This window comes from Agrobacterium vitis (assembly GCF_013337045.2).
Taxonomy (GTDB): domain Bacteria; phylum Pseudomonadota; class Alphaproteobacteria; order Rhizobiales; family Rhizobiaceae; genus Allorhizobium; species Allorhizobium vitis_B.
Genome location: NZ_CP118259.1, coordinates 703,452 through 717,180, shown reverse-complemented (window position 1 = coordinate 717,180; position 13,729 = coordinate 703,452). Strand labels below are relative to the sequence as shown.

Sequence of the window (13,729 nt, the reverse complement as noted above, 5' to 3'; positions counted from 1 at the left end):
AGGACATACGCAAATGCTGGTGAAAGCCGCTTACAAAGCGCCAATGGATTTCAGTTTTTTCAGCACCGCCATATTCGGTTCACCGGTTTCCGGCAGGCGATAATGGCGCTCGAAGTGGCGGATGGCAGCCTTGGTCTTGTCGCCAGCCACGCCGTCCACGCTGATATCGGTATAAGCGATATTGATCAGGCCGCGCTGGATATCCATGATCAGGCTTGCTTCCCCGCTTGCACCAGTCCCATTGACACCCGTCGTGACAAGGCTGGCAGAGGCAACCGATGCCTGCGGCACTGGCGCATTGGCTGTCGTCGCGGCCTTGGCCAGTTCACCGGATTGGGTTTTCGCACCGGACTGGGTTTTGCCCGAGGAGGCCGAGGCGGTCGACACGGGTGTTGCCGTGGGCAACCGTGAGGGCGCGGGCTGCACAGGCGCGGACCGCGCTGTGGTGACGGTCTTTTCCGCATTGCGAATGGCTGCGGCTACGGGATCGATGGCATCATCCGCTGTCGCCGTGACCTGAACTGGCCGTTCCATAGGGCGCACTGGCGGCGCACTCCCCTTGGGGGCCGCAACCGCAGGTGATTTCTGATCGACGCTCAAGGCCGCCAGCAGGTCATCGCTTGGCGCACCGGTAACCGGCATGCCGATCCGTCGCTGATAGGCGCTGATCGCTGCATCGGTTCGGGGTCCACGTTTGCCATCGGCGACACCATCATAAAGCCCCAGGCGAATGAGCTGCGCCTGAATACCGGCGGTCAGCCGATCGGCACCAATATCCGTGGCCGGCAACACACCTGTTGCTGGACCACCACTGCCGGGCGCTGTGCTGGCGGGGGTGTTTTCCGCTGTCTGGCGCTGAATACGGAACGTGGTGACGTCATCAGGGTCGGGTTTCAGGGAATGGTTGCTGTTCAGCCCCAGCATGGCGGTAAAATCATGCGGATCGCGGGTGCGCAGGAAGGGAGACGGATGCCGTCCCGGCTGATACCAGAAAGCATTGGCCGCAACGAAACCCATGACCACGACAAAGCCGACCGTGCTGGTGAACCGGGCTGGATTGCGCGCGCAGAGGCGCATGGACGCTCGAGCGGCCAGCATCAGAAATCCCGGTTCCTTGCGGGCCGGTTTTCTTTTATCAGGCAATTTTCGCTTTCGCGTCGTCATTCACATCCTTTTGCTGGCCCATCCTTTGGCCCGGCTGCCCGCTACCCTGCCGTTCATGCGTTTGCCCTGTGCTCCCTTCAAAAGAGACGCCGTCCATCTGGTGATGCCGCAGCGATGGGGCAAGCCCCTCACCAAGCACACCGCTGTCGCCCGCCATATTCATGCTCATTGCCCCATCGAGCCTCTCGCGAGCAGGCTGCCTTTCACTGACGGGCAAGCGTGGCGGAAATTCGATCTGACGGCTTTCACCTGTGGATTGAACCCGGGCAATGCCCGATCCGTCGATTGGCAGGGTGATGGAAACCACCGTCCCCTCGCCCACACGGCTCGTCAACAGGAATGTCCCGCCATGCAGGGCAACGAGGCCCTTGACCAGCGACAGGCCCAAACCAACGCCGTCGAATTTCCTGTTATAATCACTATCGACCTGAACAAAAGGCTGGCCGAGCAGAAGGATGCGATCCTGGGCGATACCAATACCCGTATCGCTGACAGAGATCACCAGATCCTTGCCGAAACGTGCCGCATCCACGGTAACAACGCCACCCGGCTCAGTGAATTTAATGGCGTTACCAACAAGATTGATCAGGATCTGGCGCACCGCACGCGGATCAGCGGTCAGCTCGCTCACATCGCGACCGATACGGCTGGTGAGCTTCACGCCTTTTTCCTGGGCCTGCAAGGCCAGCATGTTTTCACAATCGTGAATGGTCTGCGCAAGGCAGAACGGCTCCACCAGCAATTCGTAGCGCCCGGCCTCGATGCGGCACATGTCGAGCATGGTATTGACCACCGACAGAAGATGGCCGCCGGATTGGCGGATCAACCGCACATATTCGCGGTGACGCTCATCTTCCATCCGGCCAAAATAATCGCCCATCAGAATATCGGAAAAGCCGAGTATGGCATTCAGCGGCGTGCGCAATTCATGGCTGACGGCGGCGAGAAAGCGCGACTTCGCTTCGTTGGCCGTCTGTAGATCGGCATCGAGCTTGACCAACCGCTGCGCCATCTGCTGTTGCTCACGGCAATCCAGCATCTGTACGAAAATTCCGGCAATGCCACCGCGCTCGTCGCGGCGCACGGCCATGTCGAGGCCAACCGCCATCAACGTGCCATCGGCAGCCTCGTCGCTCGCGGTTTCGCTATGCTGACCTTCGCCGGTCTCGCCCTTGACACCTTCAGGATGACCGGTCGGGCGGGCAAGCCGCAGTTGCACACGGCCAATATCCTCGCCCTGGCGCAGGGCGTCAAAGGCACGCACGAAAGCGATACGGTCGGTGACATGCACCTGATCGATGAAAGGACGGCCGAGCGGATTGCGCAGGAAAGGCAGGAAATCACGGGCATCGCGCCCGCCGACGGTCTCTACCCGCGCCTGGGCATCGAGAGTGAAAACCATGCCGGGAAACAGCGACAGATCGATGGAAGCGCTCGCGTCCAGGGAATGGCGGATGACCGGCTGGCGAGCCGAGAGGCGCGCCAGCCACAAGGCGGCGACCACGGCTATCAGAAACAGGCCGGCAACAATGGCAACGCCGAGCGGCAGGGCCACGGCGACACCTTGAAAGAAGGACAGGGTGAGTGGCACGAGGACGAGAGCAGGCAAGCAGGCCAGCACCACGCAACGTGCCGCCGCAACTTCGGCGCGAGACGGCGAGGCTTCCGCGCCGATGCGCGTCACCACCAGGGTCACGGCTTCGTCGAGAAGGGTCTTTGCCCGATCAGCGATTTTACTCAATACCAACACGCCAAATTTCCGCGACTTGCGGTCCTCTTTACTGACCAAACAATAGAGGTCGCCGCCTTAAGGAAAAGATAAAGGGAAAGCTGCAAAACCCGCCTAAACCGGTGTTTCCGTCTCGGAAAGGGACAGGGGTCAGAAGCTTTCGAAAACATGGTTAACGTGGCGTAAGCAACGGATTTTGCATGTTTTTCCGCATCACGTTAATATCTGTGGCGGTTGGTGGAATGAAAAAGCCCGGGAACAGAAGGGTTCTGCCGCAATTATGCTTAACCTCAGTCGTTAAACTTTGACTAGAATGTGGTTCAAATGCGGAAAGAACGCATTTTATGAAAATACGCAGAAAATCCGATTATGTTTTGCAAAGCGATATTTCCGCGCGAATCATAGTCTGTTTCGCAGCAGCCCGGCCATACGATCGGCGCAACCGACGCGACAGACGAAAAAATGTCGCAGAACGAGACGGATAAGCGGTCATGTGGTTTCTGATCAAGGGAGCATTCTGGTTTACGCTGGTATTGGTCGCCCTGTCCTATCTGGGCGGCGCGCCGCGCGATGGTTCTGCATCTGCACCGCAATTCGAGCTGGCAAACGCCGTTTCGGCCGCATCAGGCGCTTATGATTACGTTTCCGGCCTCTGCGGGGAAAAGCCCGATGTCTGCGTAAAGGGCGGCCAGACGCTTCAGGCCATCGGAATCCGGGCGCGTGAAGGTGCGCTGGTCGCTTATCAATTGCTTAACCGTCAGTTTGGCACCGGAGAGGATCATCAGGCCATCAGCGCCGATGCGGCGCCAGCCCATGGCAGCGTCAAGGAAGCGACAATCGCCACCCCTGCCGCCGCCAGCGAAGACCATATGGTCACCGGTACGGTCTCTGCTGCTGGCAATGGCGTGCCCCTGACCATCACCGTTCCGAGACCAAGGCCGAAACCCGCAGGTTGAGTGATTTTTACCGCGCAGCCGGTTCATTTCCGTATGGGAAAGGCCTATATGGCCTCGAGCGGCTTCCAAAACCATCATCGGAAGCCACCCAAAACACCCGAAAAACCGCCTGGATGACCCTCCCATGACGCCCATCGACCAGATTATCGACGACTTCGCCTATCTCGACGATTGGGAAGACCGCTACCGCTACGTTATTGAACTGGGCAAGGCACTGCCTGACCTGCCGGAAGAGCAGCGTATCGCTGACAACAAGGTCAAGGGCTGCGCCAGTCAGGTCTGGCTGGTGACGAAGGCGGGCGAAGGTCCGGACCCGATCCTGACCTTCGAAGGCGATTCCGATGCCCATATCGTCAAGGGCCTGGTCGCCATCGTGCTGTCAGCCTATTCCGGCAAGACCGCCTCAGAAGTCGCAGGCTTCAACGCCCTTGACCTGTTTGGCAAGCTCGGCCTGATCGAACACCTCTCCGCCCAACGCGCCAACGGCCTGCGCTCCATGGTGGAACGGATCAGGGGCGAGGCTGTGGCGCGGGCCTGAGTGCGCTGCCGGTGCTGCCAAGGCCATAAAAGCCGCCCTACCCGCTTGCCACTATCTTTATTGCCGCATCATAAAATTTATGCCGGTGGATTGGCCGATGCGATTGCCTGTTCGAATTCGGCCGGCAGTAGGCCTGCTGCGGAACGGATGATCATTGCCAGAATATCCTTCATCGTCTGCTCCTTGCGGCCCTCAGGCTGGAGATAGAATGCCATTGTACCCTGGCCTGCCAGAACGTGCGAAATGGTGATGGAATGGGTGAAAAACAGCAGGGATGCATCCTGCCGGTGGACCAATCCCAGGTCCATTCCTTCCAAGAGAAGCGGCACCGTCGCATCGTGAAAAGGATCGATCAGCGAGGCTTTCACCTGTTCCTGGCGCGGGCCTTCCTGAACCATCTCCTGGAGAATGAACAGGCCATAATCCGGCAGGTCGGCGTTGAAGCGGATGAAGGTGGCATAGAAATCCGCCATTCTCTGCGAATAGGCCAAAGGGGCCGCCGAAATGGCCTGCAAGGCGCTGATGCAGGGTGCTGCGCGCAGGTTCATGCGTTCAAGACATGCCTCCCATAGGGCGGCTTTTGAGCCGAAGTGATAGTTTGCCAGCGCAATATTGACCCCGGCCTGCCTTGCCAGGTCCCGCAGATTGACCCCGTCAAAGCCCTGGCGGCCAAAAGCATGAATGGCTTTCGAGAGAATTGCCTCGCGGCCAACCTCCGCGCCCAACCGGGGCCTGCCGACCCGGGTCGGCTTCATCTTGGCTGGTTGCTCGTCGCTCATGGTCATGTCTGCTTCATCGATGAGGCCATTGACTGATCTTTTGCCCCGTGACCGAACAGGGCGTCAATAACGACAGCCTATAAAAATATTAAACACACGTTGTATTTTTATATAAATGGCGTAACCTCCGGGTGTTTCCTGTCGTGTGCAGATGCACACGATGCAGGACATGAACTGGCGGTCACTGGGAGGAGGCCGGAACCTGAAGCCTTGGCGCTTTTTGGGCCAAGGCACAGGAGGACCGGCACCATATGGAGGAAAACATGAATATTACCAAAAACTTAGACGGAATCGACGTTATTTTCAGGAAAGCTGTGGTCAATGAGAACTCCACCAATTATCGGGTGGATGAGCGCAGTTTCATTCTCAAAAAGGGCAGCACCCACCGTGAAGGCGGTATGCCACTACAATCGGATGTGCTGGTGGAGCGGGATGTGGCCGTAACACTGCGCGACGGCGTGAAGATCAGGGCAGACATATATAGGCCCGTCGCAGAGGGCCAGTATCCAGCCATTATCGGCTGGAGCCCTTATGGCAAACGCGGGAGCTTTCTCAACAACGATCTGTTCGGACACCCGACACGCATGGATGTGCCTGTCGCCTGGGAGGATGGGCTCAACAAGTTCGAAGCCCCAACACCGGCCTATTGGGTTGCCCATGGCTATGTGATCATCGCGCCGGACAGCCGCGGTGCCGGTAATTCTGAAGGCGACATTCACGCCTGGGGACGCCAGGAGCCGGAAGACGAGTACGACCTGATCGAGTGGGCTGGCCAGCAACCCTGGTCGAGCGGCAAGATCGGCCTGACAGGCAATTCCATGCTGGCAATGTCGCAATGGTTTGTCGCCGCGCTGCGCCCACCGCATCTGGCAGCCATTGCCCCTTGGGAAGGGGCTGCCGACATCTATCGTGATTCCAACTGCCGCGGCGGCATCCCGGACATTATTTTCTCCGAGGGCATTTTCGGTCGGCTCGCCGGCCACGGTCTGGTGGAAGACATTCCCGCCATGTCAGCCACCCATCCGCTCCTCGACGACTATTGGAAGGCCAAGGTCCCTGTCCTCGAAAACATTGATGTTCCCGCCTATGTCGTGGCCTCCTGGACCAATCTTCTGCATACGGGCGGCACATTTCGCGGCTGGTCATCCATTTCATCGACGGAAAAATGGCTGCGGGTCAACAATACCCATGAATGGACTGATTATTTCAACCCCGAGAATGTCGATGACCTGCGCCGTTTCTTTGATCGCTTCCTGAAAGATATCGATAATGGCTGGGAGGCCACGCCGCGCGTCCGCCTGTCTGTGATGGACCCGGGCAACCGCGATACCGTCAACCGCAGCGAGGTCGCCTTCCCGCTCAAGCGTCAGGTCACCAAAGCGCTTCACCTTGGGCTGAAGGACGGCAAACCTGTTTTGTCCCACGAAAGCCAGACGGAGGCCGCCAGCCTTTCCTACGATGTCGCGGACAAGGAAGGTGTTTCCTTCTTCATCACCTTCAACGAGCTGACGGAACTCACCGGTTCCTTCAACCTGAAGCTCTGGGTGGAAGCGGATGGCAATGACGACATGGACCTGTTTGCCTTTGTCAGGAAGCGCGACAGCAACGGAACGGTGCAGGAATGCCACGTGGTGACGGACCGCACCCATGTCGGCCCCAATGGCCGCCTGCGCGTCTCGCTAAGGGCCACGGACCCCGAACGTTCGACCGAACTTGAGCCCTTCCTGCCCTATGACACTCCGGCCAAGTTGAAGGCGGGGGAGATCGTGCCCATCGAAATCGGCTTCTGGCCTTATGGCATCCGCTGGCAGCCGGGCGAAACACTGGAACTGGTGATTACCGGTACCGATCTGCTGATCAGGCCGGAATTCCCGCAATTGCCGCCTATTCCCACCCTCAACAAGGGCCGCCATATCATCCACTTCGGTGGGGAATACGGCTCGAAACTGCTCGTACCCTTTATTCCCGGGGTGTAAACCAAAAATAGCAGCACGAAGAGTAGCAGGACGGCCCGCCAGCCGGTCCGGCAAGAAGGCGGGGCTTTTCTTTTGCCCCGCCTTCTCAGTTCTTGGCCCGCATTCTTAATCTTTTGAGAGTGCCGCCACCGGGTCGAGCCTTGAGGCATTACGGGCGGGCATGAAGCCGAAGACGAGGCCGATCAGGCACGAGCAGCTGAAGGCTGCAACCATTGACGTGGTGGAATAGACCAGCTGGAAATCCTTGGTCAACAGACTAAAGACAAAGCCGATCGACAGGGCAAAGCCAAGGCCGAGGCCGCCGCCGATCAGGCAGACCAGCACGGCCTCGATCAGGAATTGCTGGAGAATATCCTGGCGACGCGCGCCGACCGCCATGCGCACGCCGATCTCGCTGACCCTCTCGGAAACCGAAACCAGCATGATATTCATCACCCCGATACCGCCAACGATCAGCGAAATCACTGCGATCGCCGCCACCAGCAGTGTCAGCGTCTGAGCGGTGCTGACGATGGTCTTGCGGATGTCATCGGTGTTGAGGATGAAGAAGTCTTTTTCACCATGGCGGCCCGTGAGAAACGTGGTGACGGCACTTTCGGCCACGGAACTATCGACGCTATCATCCAACCTGACGGTGATGCTGCGCAGCGACAGATCGCCAAGGAAGCGGGCCTGGACACTGCTATAGGGCAAATAGGCCTGTAGATTAGAGTTCGAACCGAAGCCGCCCTGCTGGGCCTCGATGACGCCGACAATCCGCACCGGCACATCGGTCAGGAACACCGTATGGCCAAGCGCCATGGCCGGATCGTCGCCAAACAACGCCTTTGCGGCATTCTGGTCGATCACCGCCTCCTGGCTCATGGCGACAACGCTTGCATGGTCAAACAGCCGCCCGGCCATCAGCTTGGAGCCCTTGGCGATGAAATACTGATCGCCAACGCCGTTGACCAGCGCATTGGCCACGGTGGCACCGTAGCGCACCGTGCCTGAGGTGGAAACGGTCGGGGTTACGGCGGAGACATAAGAGAGCCTGGCGAGTGCATCGGCATCGCCGACCTTCAGCGTGGTGATCTTTCCTGAACGGGTATCGCCGAACCCCTTGCCGGGGAAAATTTCCAGCGTATTGGTGCCAAGCCCGTTGATATTGGAAAGCACTTTCTGCTGGGTGCCAGCCCCGAGCGCCACGACGGACACCACCGAGGCGATGCCGATGATAATGCCCAGCATGGTCAGGAAGGTGCGCAGCCGGTGCGAGGCAAGCGCCCGCACGGCCATCATGAAGGCTTCACCCAACCGGTCGAGACCGGGGAAACGATGCGGCCGGGCCGAGGATGGCAGGGTGTTTTCACGCACCAGCACTGGCTTGTCCTGGCGGCGGTCGGCAATGATCTCGCCATCGGCAATCTCAATCACGCGTTCCGCGCGCGCGGCAACGCCCGGATCGTGGGTGACGATGATGATGGTGCGTCCTTCGGCATGCAATTCGTCGAGAATGCGAAGCACTTCCTCGCCGCTATGCTTGTCGAGCGCGCCGGTTGGTTCATCGGCCAGGATCACCTCGCCGCCATTGATCAGCGCGCGGGCGATGGACACCCGCTGCTGCTGGCCGCCGGACAATTGCCCAGGCCGGTGGCGCAGCCGTTCGCCCATGCCCAGCCGTTCCAGGATTTTGGTCGCCCGGTTGCGGCGTTCCCCCGGCGAAATCCCGGCATAGATCGCCGGCACTTCCACATTGCCAAGCGCTGTCAGATCTGACAGCAGGTTATAGCGCTGGAAGATGAAGCCGAAATGCTCACGCCGAAGCGCCGACAGCGCGTCGCTGTCCAACTGGTCGGTACGCTTGCCATCGATCTCATACGCACCGCCGCTTGGCCGATCGAGCAGGCCGAGAATATTCATCAGCGTCGATTTTCCCGACCCTGATGGACCGATGATCGAGACCATCTCGCCGCGATTGATGCTGAGATTGACGCCTTTAAGGACCGCAACATCCTCTTCCCCGGAGCGATAGATGCGGGTGAGGTTCTTCAGCTCGAGCAGGGCCATGGATCACATCCCTCCGGGTGGTGGCCCAAAGCCCCCCGGAGCCGCTTTGGCCGATGGATCGGCCTGGCCGATGACGATCTTCTCCCCTTCGTTCAAGCCCGATTTCACTTCGGCATTGACCCCGTCATTCAGGCCGATTTCTACCGTTCGGGTGGCAACCGCGTTGTCGCCCCCCACAACCCGCAGGCTGGCCTTGCCGGTCTTGACGCCGGCGCCAAGTGCCGAGGCCGGCACCGTCAGAACATTCTTCGCCGCGCCAAGCACGACATGCACTTCCGCCGTCATATAGGTGCGGAAACGGCCATCGGAATTATCGACATCCAGGATGCCGTTATAATAAATCGCCGAGGACGATGTGCTGGAGGAACTGCTGGACGAGCTGGAACTGGACGAGGTCGAGACGCTGCTGTCACTGGTGATCGATTCCGGCGCGGGCTCGATGGATTTCAACACCGACTCGTGACGGACGGAAGGTTGTCCGAGAATGTTGAAATAGACCGCCTGCCCCGGCCTGACATTGACCACATCGGCCTCGGAAATTTCAGCGCGCACGATCATCTGGTTGAGGTCACCCAGGATAACGATGGTGGGCGCCGATTGCGTGGCATTGACGGTCTGGCCCTGCTGGTTGACCACGGCCAGAACCGTGCCATCCATGGGCGCGGTGATGCGGGTATAGCCGAGGTCAGCCTCTGAGGTTTCCACGGCGACTTCAGCCTTGACGATCTGGGCCTGAAGGCTGTCGATCTGCGCCTTGGTCTTGTCGCGGGTGGCGACCGCGCTTTCGAGATCCGCCTGGGTGCCGGAATTGCTGGCCCTCAGATTCTGCTGGCGCACCAGCGCCAGTTCAGCGCTGACCAGGGTCGCCTCGGCCTCTTCCTTCTGGGCCTTGATATCGGCCAGCGAGGCCTTTGAAGTGCGCAGGTCGTTGACCTGGGTGACCGAGTCGATCTCGGCCACCAGGCTGTCCTTCTTGATGGTGTCGCCAACCTTGACGTGCAGGGCCGTGATACGGCCCGACACCTGGGCGCCGACAGCAACCAGCCGGGACGGCTTGAAGATGCCGGTAGCAAGCACCGTCTCCTCCACATCACCCCGCTTGACCGCCGCCAGCAGCAGCCCATCGGTCGGATTGGCCTCGGAGCGCTTGAACAGAGTGAAGCCAACGGCGGCAAGTACCAGAACGACGATGACAACGACTGCGAACAGTTTACGCGACACTGTAATCCTTCCTACAGCGGTGCGAGCCGCTGGAATCCTACCTTCAGCAGTGTGAACTGCTGGAACTTCTATCTCAGGTCAGATGACGCCGACCTGATTTTCTCCAGACTTCCAAAACGTTAGAAAATGTAAAGACGGTTCTGGACGACGGTAAATTTATAAGTACTCTTAAGTACCGATAATCTGAGGGGACAAAGGGTGTCAATCAGCGGAAGGATTAAACTTCGGCAACAAACGGCGACCCCGAACCAGTCGGACACGGCTCGCCTCAAGGGACGGCCGCGCCAGGATGACGAGATCAGGCGCGAATCCATCCTGGAACAGGCCTATGCCTGCCTGGTCGAGCAAGGCTATCTGGCCACCACGACCGGTCTCGTCGCGGCCCGCTGCCATATCTCCAAACAGACGCTCTACCGGCTTTTTCCCAGCAAGGATGCTCTTTTTGTTGAGGTTCTGCATCGCCACCGGCGGTTGATGCTGGATTTGCCACGTCCGCCAGACGAGGACCTGTCTTTCGTTGAGACGCTGGAGCAGATTTTCCATGTCGGCACGGATAAGACGACCGACCAGCGAAGAACTGTTTTCATGCGTGCCTTGCTCCGCGATGCCAGACAAGCGTCGGGTCTTGCCGAGGCATTTGCTAACCGGGATATCGAGCGTTCAAGACTGGATCTGGCGGAATGGTTGAGCGCTCAGCACCGGCTGGGACGCATCCGCATCGAAAATCCTTTGTCTGCGGCCCAAATGCTGATGGACATGGCCTTTTCTCCTTCGCCGCTGATGCCGCAGGACTGTCAACGCACCGACCACCTGCGCTATTGCCTGGCCATTTTTGCCCGTGGCGTCATGCTGGAGAGCCTGACAGATCCAGATAAACCTTCCCTTGATCAGGACAGCTTTTTTCCACAACGGGGGCGCGAATGATCAGCCTCGCGCAAGACAAAAGGTTATAAATCATACCTATTCACTTGTACGGCATGATGCCGTGGTGAACGCGACAGGGCCCACGCCCGCTGCGCTGCATTCCGGAATGCCACCGGTCCAGGATGCGGCTTTTGCAGCAGGCGTACCCAGCCTTTAACGATCATGCGCCCGGCCCAGGAGATCATTGCTGGCAATCATCGCCAGTTGGCGTGAAGCGCTCGTATTTTAAGGGGTTGCGTAACCGGCCTTCGATCGAACCCGGTTTCAGGACAGACGCAGAATGGCACGGTCACACACGGAGAGAGGTCCATGCAGGTTTCCAGCAGCAATGCATCGCAATCTACTTATACATCGAGTTCATCGAAGCAAAAATCCAGCAGCGGCAGCGGTGGTCTGTTCGATTCTCTGTCGGGCGGCAGCAGCGGTAGCAGCAGCAGCAGCGATGATACACTGCTCAACGCCCTCTTCGGTAGCGATAGCACCGAGGAGACGGATGAGAGTGATACAAGCGAAAGCGTATCGACCGATCCGTCCACGTCGTTCGAGGCCTGGCTGTCACAGCTGACCTCGGCATCAGCTGCCAGCAGCACCAGTTCAGACGAGGAAAAAGACGAAGAGGTCACCGCCGGTTCGTCGACAAGCACTGAAGCCACTGAGGCTGAATCGACCACAGCCAGCGCATCGAGTACGGACGCCGCCGCCGTTGAAGACGATCTTCTGTCGCAAGTGTTCGCAGTACCGTCCGCCGGTGCTTCGACGGGCGCTAGCTCAACGGAGACCTCCACGTCATCGACCTCCTCGACAGAGGATACCGATAGCGCCACCGCATCGTCGTCCACGGACAGCACCGATGACAGCGACATGTCGGATGAAGACCTGCTGGCCCAGTTGACGAACTATAATGGCAATCTCAGCAACTTCGCCGAACAGTTCATCAATCAACTCGAACTGCCCGGCGGAGGGGCCGCTTAATAAGCCTCGAAGATGTTGAGGCATTCTCGACTTGAAAATTGAAAATATCTCAAATACATCAGAGGCTTGAGATGTTTTCAAAGGGAATACGAAGAGTCACTTTCAATGACTCTTCGTATAAAGCCTTGAGACAGCCGGAAACGTCATCCGGTTTTGGTTGTCCGACAACCTCCGTCAACGGATGCCTCACCCCGGAACGCCTGAGAGCGGCGGACGATAATCGCTATCGCCCCAATGTCGAAGGCCGGACGCTGTCCTTGCCGATGGCGGCGCATAGTGACGAGCCAGCGCCAGTAAGGCTGTTCGTAGCATCAGCTTGGCCGAGCGGGCGGGCCATTGCCGCTCCCGCTCCACGGTTTCCAACCCCTTGGCAAAACAGCAGATATCCAGAGCGACGCCTGACAGATCCGGCCCCAAAGCGGTCAGTGCCTCGCCAACCCGCAGCCGCGCGGCGAGCGCGCTGTCGGTCAGATCCGGCCCGGATGGCCGGGCGCCTTTGTGCTTTTGCGCCAGGCGCGGCTCAAAGGATGCGGTGATGCGTGGCTGCAAATGACCGCGCTCGAAATCTGCCGCCAACCGCTCCCCGGCGGCGACCGCTTCCGGTGGCAGATAGGGCTTGCCAGTCCGGTCCCGCAGCCGGGCCACCGTCGAAAACGGCTGGTCATCCAGATTGCGCCGTACTGTAGAACGATTGCCATCCGGCTCCACCAGGGTCTCGGTCACCCTCTCCCCATGCTGGCCCGTAAAGATTTCGTCCTCCCGCTCGGCCATCGCCCGTTTCAGGAAGCTTTCCGCTTCGCAGGTCGCGGCCAGCCTATTGTCTTTCCGCCGAACCAGACCGTCCGCCAGCGCCTTGTGCAACAGCGCGTCGGGCACGCGGCCCAGCAGCACGCCATCCTGAGCCCGCAGCAGTGCGGTTTCGCCAGAACCGGCTGGCTCCAGCAACACCCCCCGGCTCGCCAGCCGCAACAACCGCAGCAGCGGCTTGGTGCTGCCTGATGCCGGGTTTTGCGGCGAATGACTTGCGGGCTTACGCATCGCGTCCATCCTTGGCCACCGTCGACAGCACTGCGACGACCCGTTCCAGAACGCTGAGAAACTGGTCGAGAGCCGCATTTTCGCGCCGGTCCTCGATGACATGGCATGCATAGGATACTGTGCTTCGGTCATAGCCGAAGGCACGGGCGATTTCGTGTTGCGGCAGGCTGAGCACCACATGGCAGAGATACATGGCGATCTGCCGGATCTGGCAGCGCTGGCGGCGGCGCCCCGCATGCATAAGAGCCGGGCTCTGAAAAACTACAAATATTTCCTCCGTCACCCTGGCAACGGAATGGCACAGGAGCCTGCTGGAGGCCTTGACCGGGACAGGATGTTCAAGCGGCATTGCAGACATGATAACGTCTCCCTATATAGGATTT

General features: G+C 59.3%; 12 protein-coding genes. 5 read left to right on the top strand and 7 right to left on the bottom strand.

All coding sequences use genetic code 11. From position 1 onward, the window contains the following. Positions 1-30: 30 nt before the first annotated feature. Both G6L01_RS03310 and G6L01_RS03305 read right to left on the bottom strand, forming a co-directional pair. A complete protein-coding gene (locus tag G6L01_RS03310; protein ID WP_234891927.1) occupies positions 31-1,098 on the bottom strand; it encodes a peptidoglycan-binding domain-containing protein in 1,068 nt (355 codons plus the stop codon). A gap of 37 nt (positions 1,099-1,135) precedes the next feature. Next, a complete protein-coding gene (locus tag G6L01_RS03305; RefSeq protein ID WP_337692728.1) occupies positions 1,136-2,914 on the bottom strand; it encodes a sensor histidine kinase in 1,779 nt (592 codons plus the stop codon). Positions 2,915-3,384: 470 nt separating this feature from the next. Here G6L01_RS03305 and G6L01_RS03300 point away from each other — a divergent pair, with 470 nt between their 5' ends. Further along, positions 3,385-3,849, top strand: a complete 465-nt coding sequence (locus tag G6L01_RS03300) for a DUF5330 domain-containing protein (RefSeq protein WP_070167798.1) — start codon at positions 3,385-3,387, stop codon at positions 3,847-3,849. A gap of 124 nt (positions 3,850-3,973) precedes the next feature. Further along, positions 3,974-4,387 (top strand): SufE family protein, encoded by a 414-nt coding sequence (locus tag G6L01_RS03295; protein WP_070167797.1) that lies wholly within the window; start codon positions 3,974-3,976, stop codon positions 4,385-4,387. Positions 4,388-4,464: 77 nt separating this feature from the next. On the opposite strand, the gene G6L01_RS03290 is transcribed toward G6L01_RS03295, so the two are convergent. Continuing rightward, positions 4,465-5,166, bottom strand: coding sequence for a TetR/AcrR family transcriptional regulator (locus tag G6L01_RS03290; RefSeq protein ID WP_174096373.1), 702 nt, complete (start codon positions 5,164-5,166; stop codon positions 4,465-4,467). Positions 5,167-5,429: 263 nt separating this feature from the next. Between G6L01_RS03290 and G6L01_RS03285 the strand changes: the two genes are divergently transcribed. After that, positions 5,430-7,142 carry a CocE/NonD family hydrolase gene (locus tag G6L01_RS03285; protein ID WP_174089188.1) on the top strand — a complete coding sequence of 571 codons (1,713 nt, stop codon included), beginning with the start codon at positions 5,430-5,432 and terminating at the stop codon, positions 7,140-7,142. 105 nt (positions 7,143-7,247) lie between these two features. Here G6L01_RS03285 and G6L01_RS03280 read toward each other — a convergent pair whose 3' ends face one another. Both G6L01_RS03280 and G6L01_RS03275 read right to left on the bottom strand, forming a co-directional pair. Then, complete coding sequence (locus G6L01_RS03280; RefSeq protein ID WP_070167794.1) at positions 7,248-9,191, bottom strand: MacB family efflux pump subunit; 1,944 nt, start codon at positions 9,189-9,191, stop codon at positions 7,248-7,250. A 3-nt stretch (positions 9,192-9,194) separates the two neighbouring features. Continuing rightward, positions 9,195-10,412, bottom strand: a complete 1,218-nt coding sequence (locus tag G6L01_RS03275) for an efflux RND transporter periplasmic adaptor subunit (RefSeq protein ID WP_139190239.1) — start codon at positions 10,410-10,412, stop codon at positions 9,195-9,197. Positions 10,413-10,610: 198 nt separating this feature from the next. Between G6L01_RS03275 and G6L01_RS03270 the strand changes: the two genes are divergently transcribed. Both G6L01_RS03270 and G6L01_RS03265 read left to right on the top strand, forming a co-directional pair. Beyond that, complete coding sequence (locus G6L01_RS03270) at positions 10,611-11,336, top strand: TetR/AcrR family transcriptional regulator (RefSeq protein WP_070167792.1); 726 nt, start codon at positions 10,611-10,613, stop codon at positions 11,334-11,336. A 309-nt stretch (positions 11,337-11,645) separates the two neighbouring features. Then, positions 11,646-12,308, top strand: a complete 663-nt coding sequence (locus G6L01_RS03265; protein ID WP_070167791.1) for a hypothetical protein — start codon at positions 11,646-11,648, stop codon at positions 12,306-12,308. Positions 12,309-12,494: 186 nt separating this feature from the next. Here the strand turns inward: G6L01_RS03265 and G6L01_RS03260 are convergent, their stop codons facing one another. Beyond that, positions 12,495-13,346, bottom strand: coding sequence for a DUF6456 domain-containing protein (locus G6L01_RS03260; RefSeq protein WP_070167909.1), 852 nt, complete (start codon positions 13,344-13,346; stop codon positions 12,495-12,497). Continuing rightward, a complete protein-coding gene (locus tag G6L01_RS03255; RefSeq protein ID WP_070167790.1) occupies positions 13,339-13,704 on the bottom strand; it encodes a helix-turn-helix domain-containing protein in 366 nt (121 codons plus the stop codon). Before G6L01_RS03255 ends, G6L01_RS03260 begins: the two co-directional genes overlap by 8 nt. Positions 13,705-13,729: the final 25 nt, after the last annotated feature.

Excerpts from the sequence above, each read along its gene's own strand:
- G6L01_RS03255 (WP_070167790.1), bottom strand. The coding sequence starts at position 13,704 with ATGTCTGCAATGCCGCTTGAACATCCTGTCCCGGTCAAGGCCTCCAGC.
- G6L01_RS03265 (WP_070167791.1), top strand. The coding sequence starts at position 11,646 with ATGCAGGTTTCCAGCAGCAATGCATCGCAATCTACTTATACATCGAGT.
- G6L01_RS03300 (WP_070167798.1), top strand. The coding sequence starts at position 3,385 with ATGTGGTTTCTGATCAAGGGAGCATTCTGGTTTACGCTGGTATTGGTC.
- G6L01_RS03285 (WP_174089188.1), top strand. The coding sequence starts at position 5,430 with ATGAATATTACCAAAAACTTAGACGGAATCGACGTTATTTTCAGGAAA.
- G6L01_RS03280 (WP_070167794.1), bottom strand. The coding sequence starts at position 9,191 with ATGGCCCTGCTCGAGCTGAAGAACCTCACCCGCATCTATCGCTCCGGG.
- G6L01_RS03290 (WP_174096373.1), bottom strand. The coding sequence starts at position 5,166 with ATGAGCGACGAGCAACCAGCCAAGATGAAGCCGACCCGGGTCGGCAGG.
- G6L01_RS03295 (WP_070167797.1), top strand. The coding sequence starts at position 3,974 with ATGACGCCCATCGACCAGATTATCGACGACTTCGCCTATCTCGACGAT.
- G6L01_RS03260 (WP_070167909.1), bottom strand. The coding sequence starts at position 13,346 with ATGCGTAAGCCCGCAAGTCATTCGCCGCAAAACCCGGCATCAGGCAGC.
- G6L01_RS03310 (WP_234891927.1), bottom strand. The coding sequence starts at position 1,098 with ATGCTGGCCGCTCGAGCGTCCATGCGCCTCTGCGCGCGCAATCCAGCC.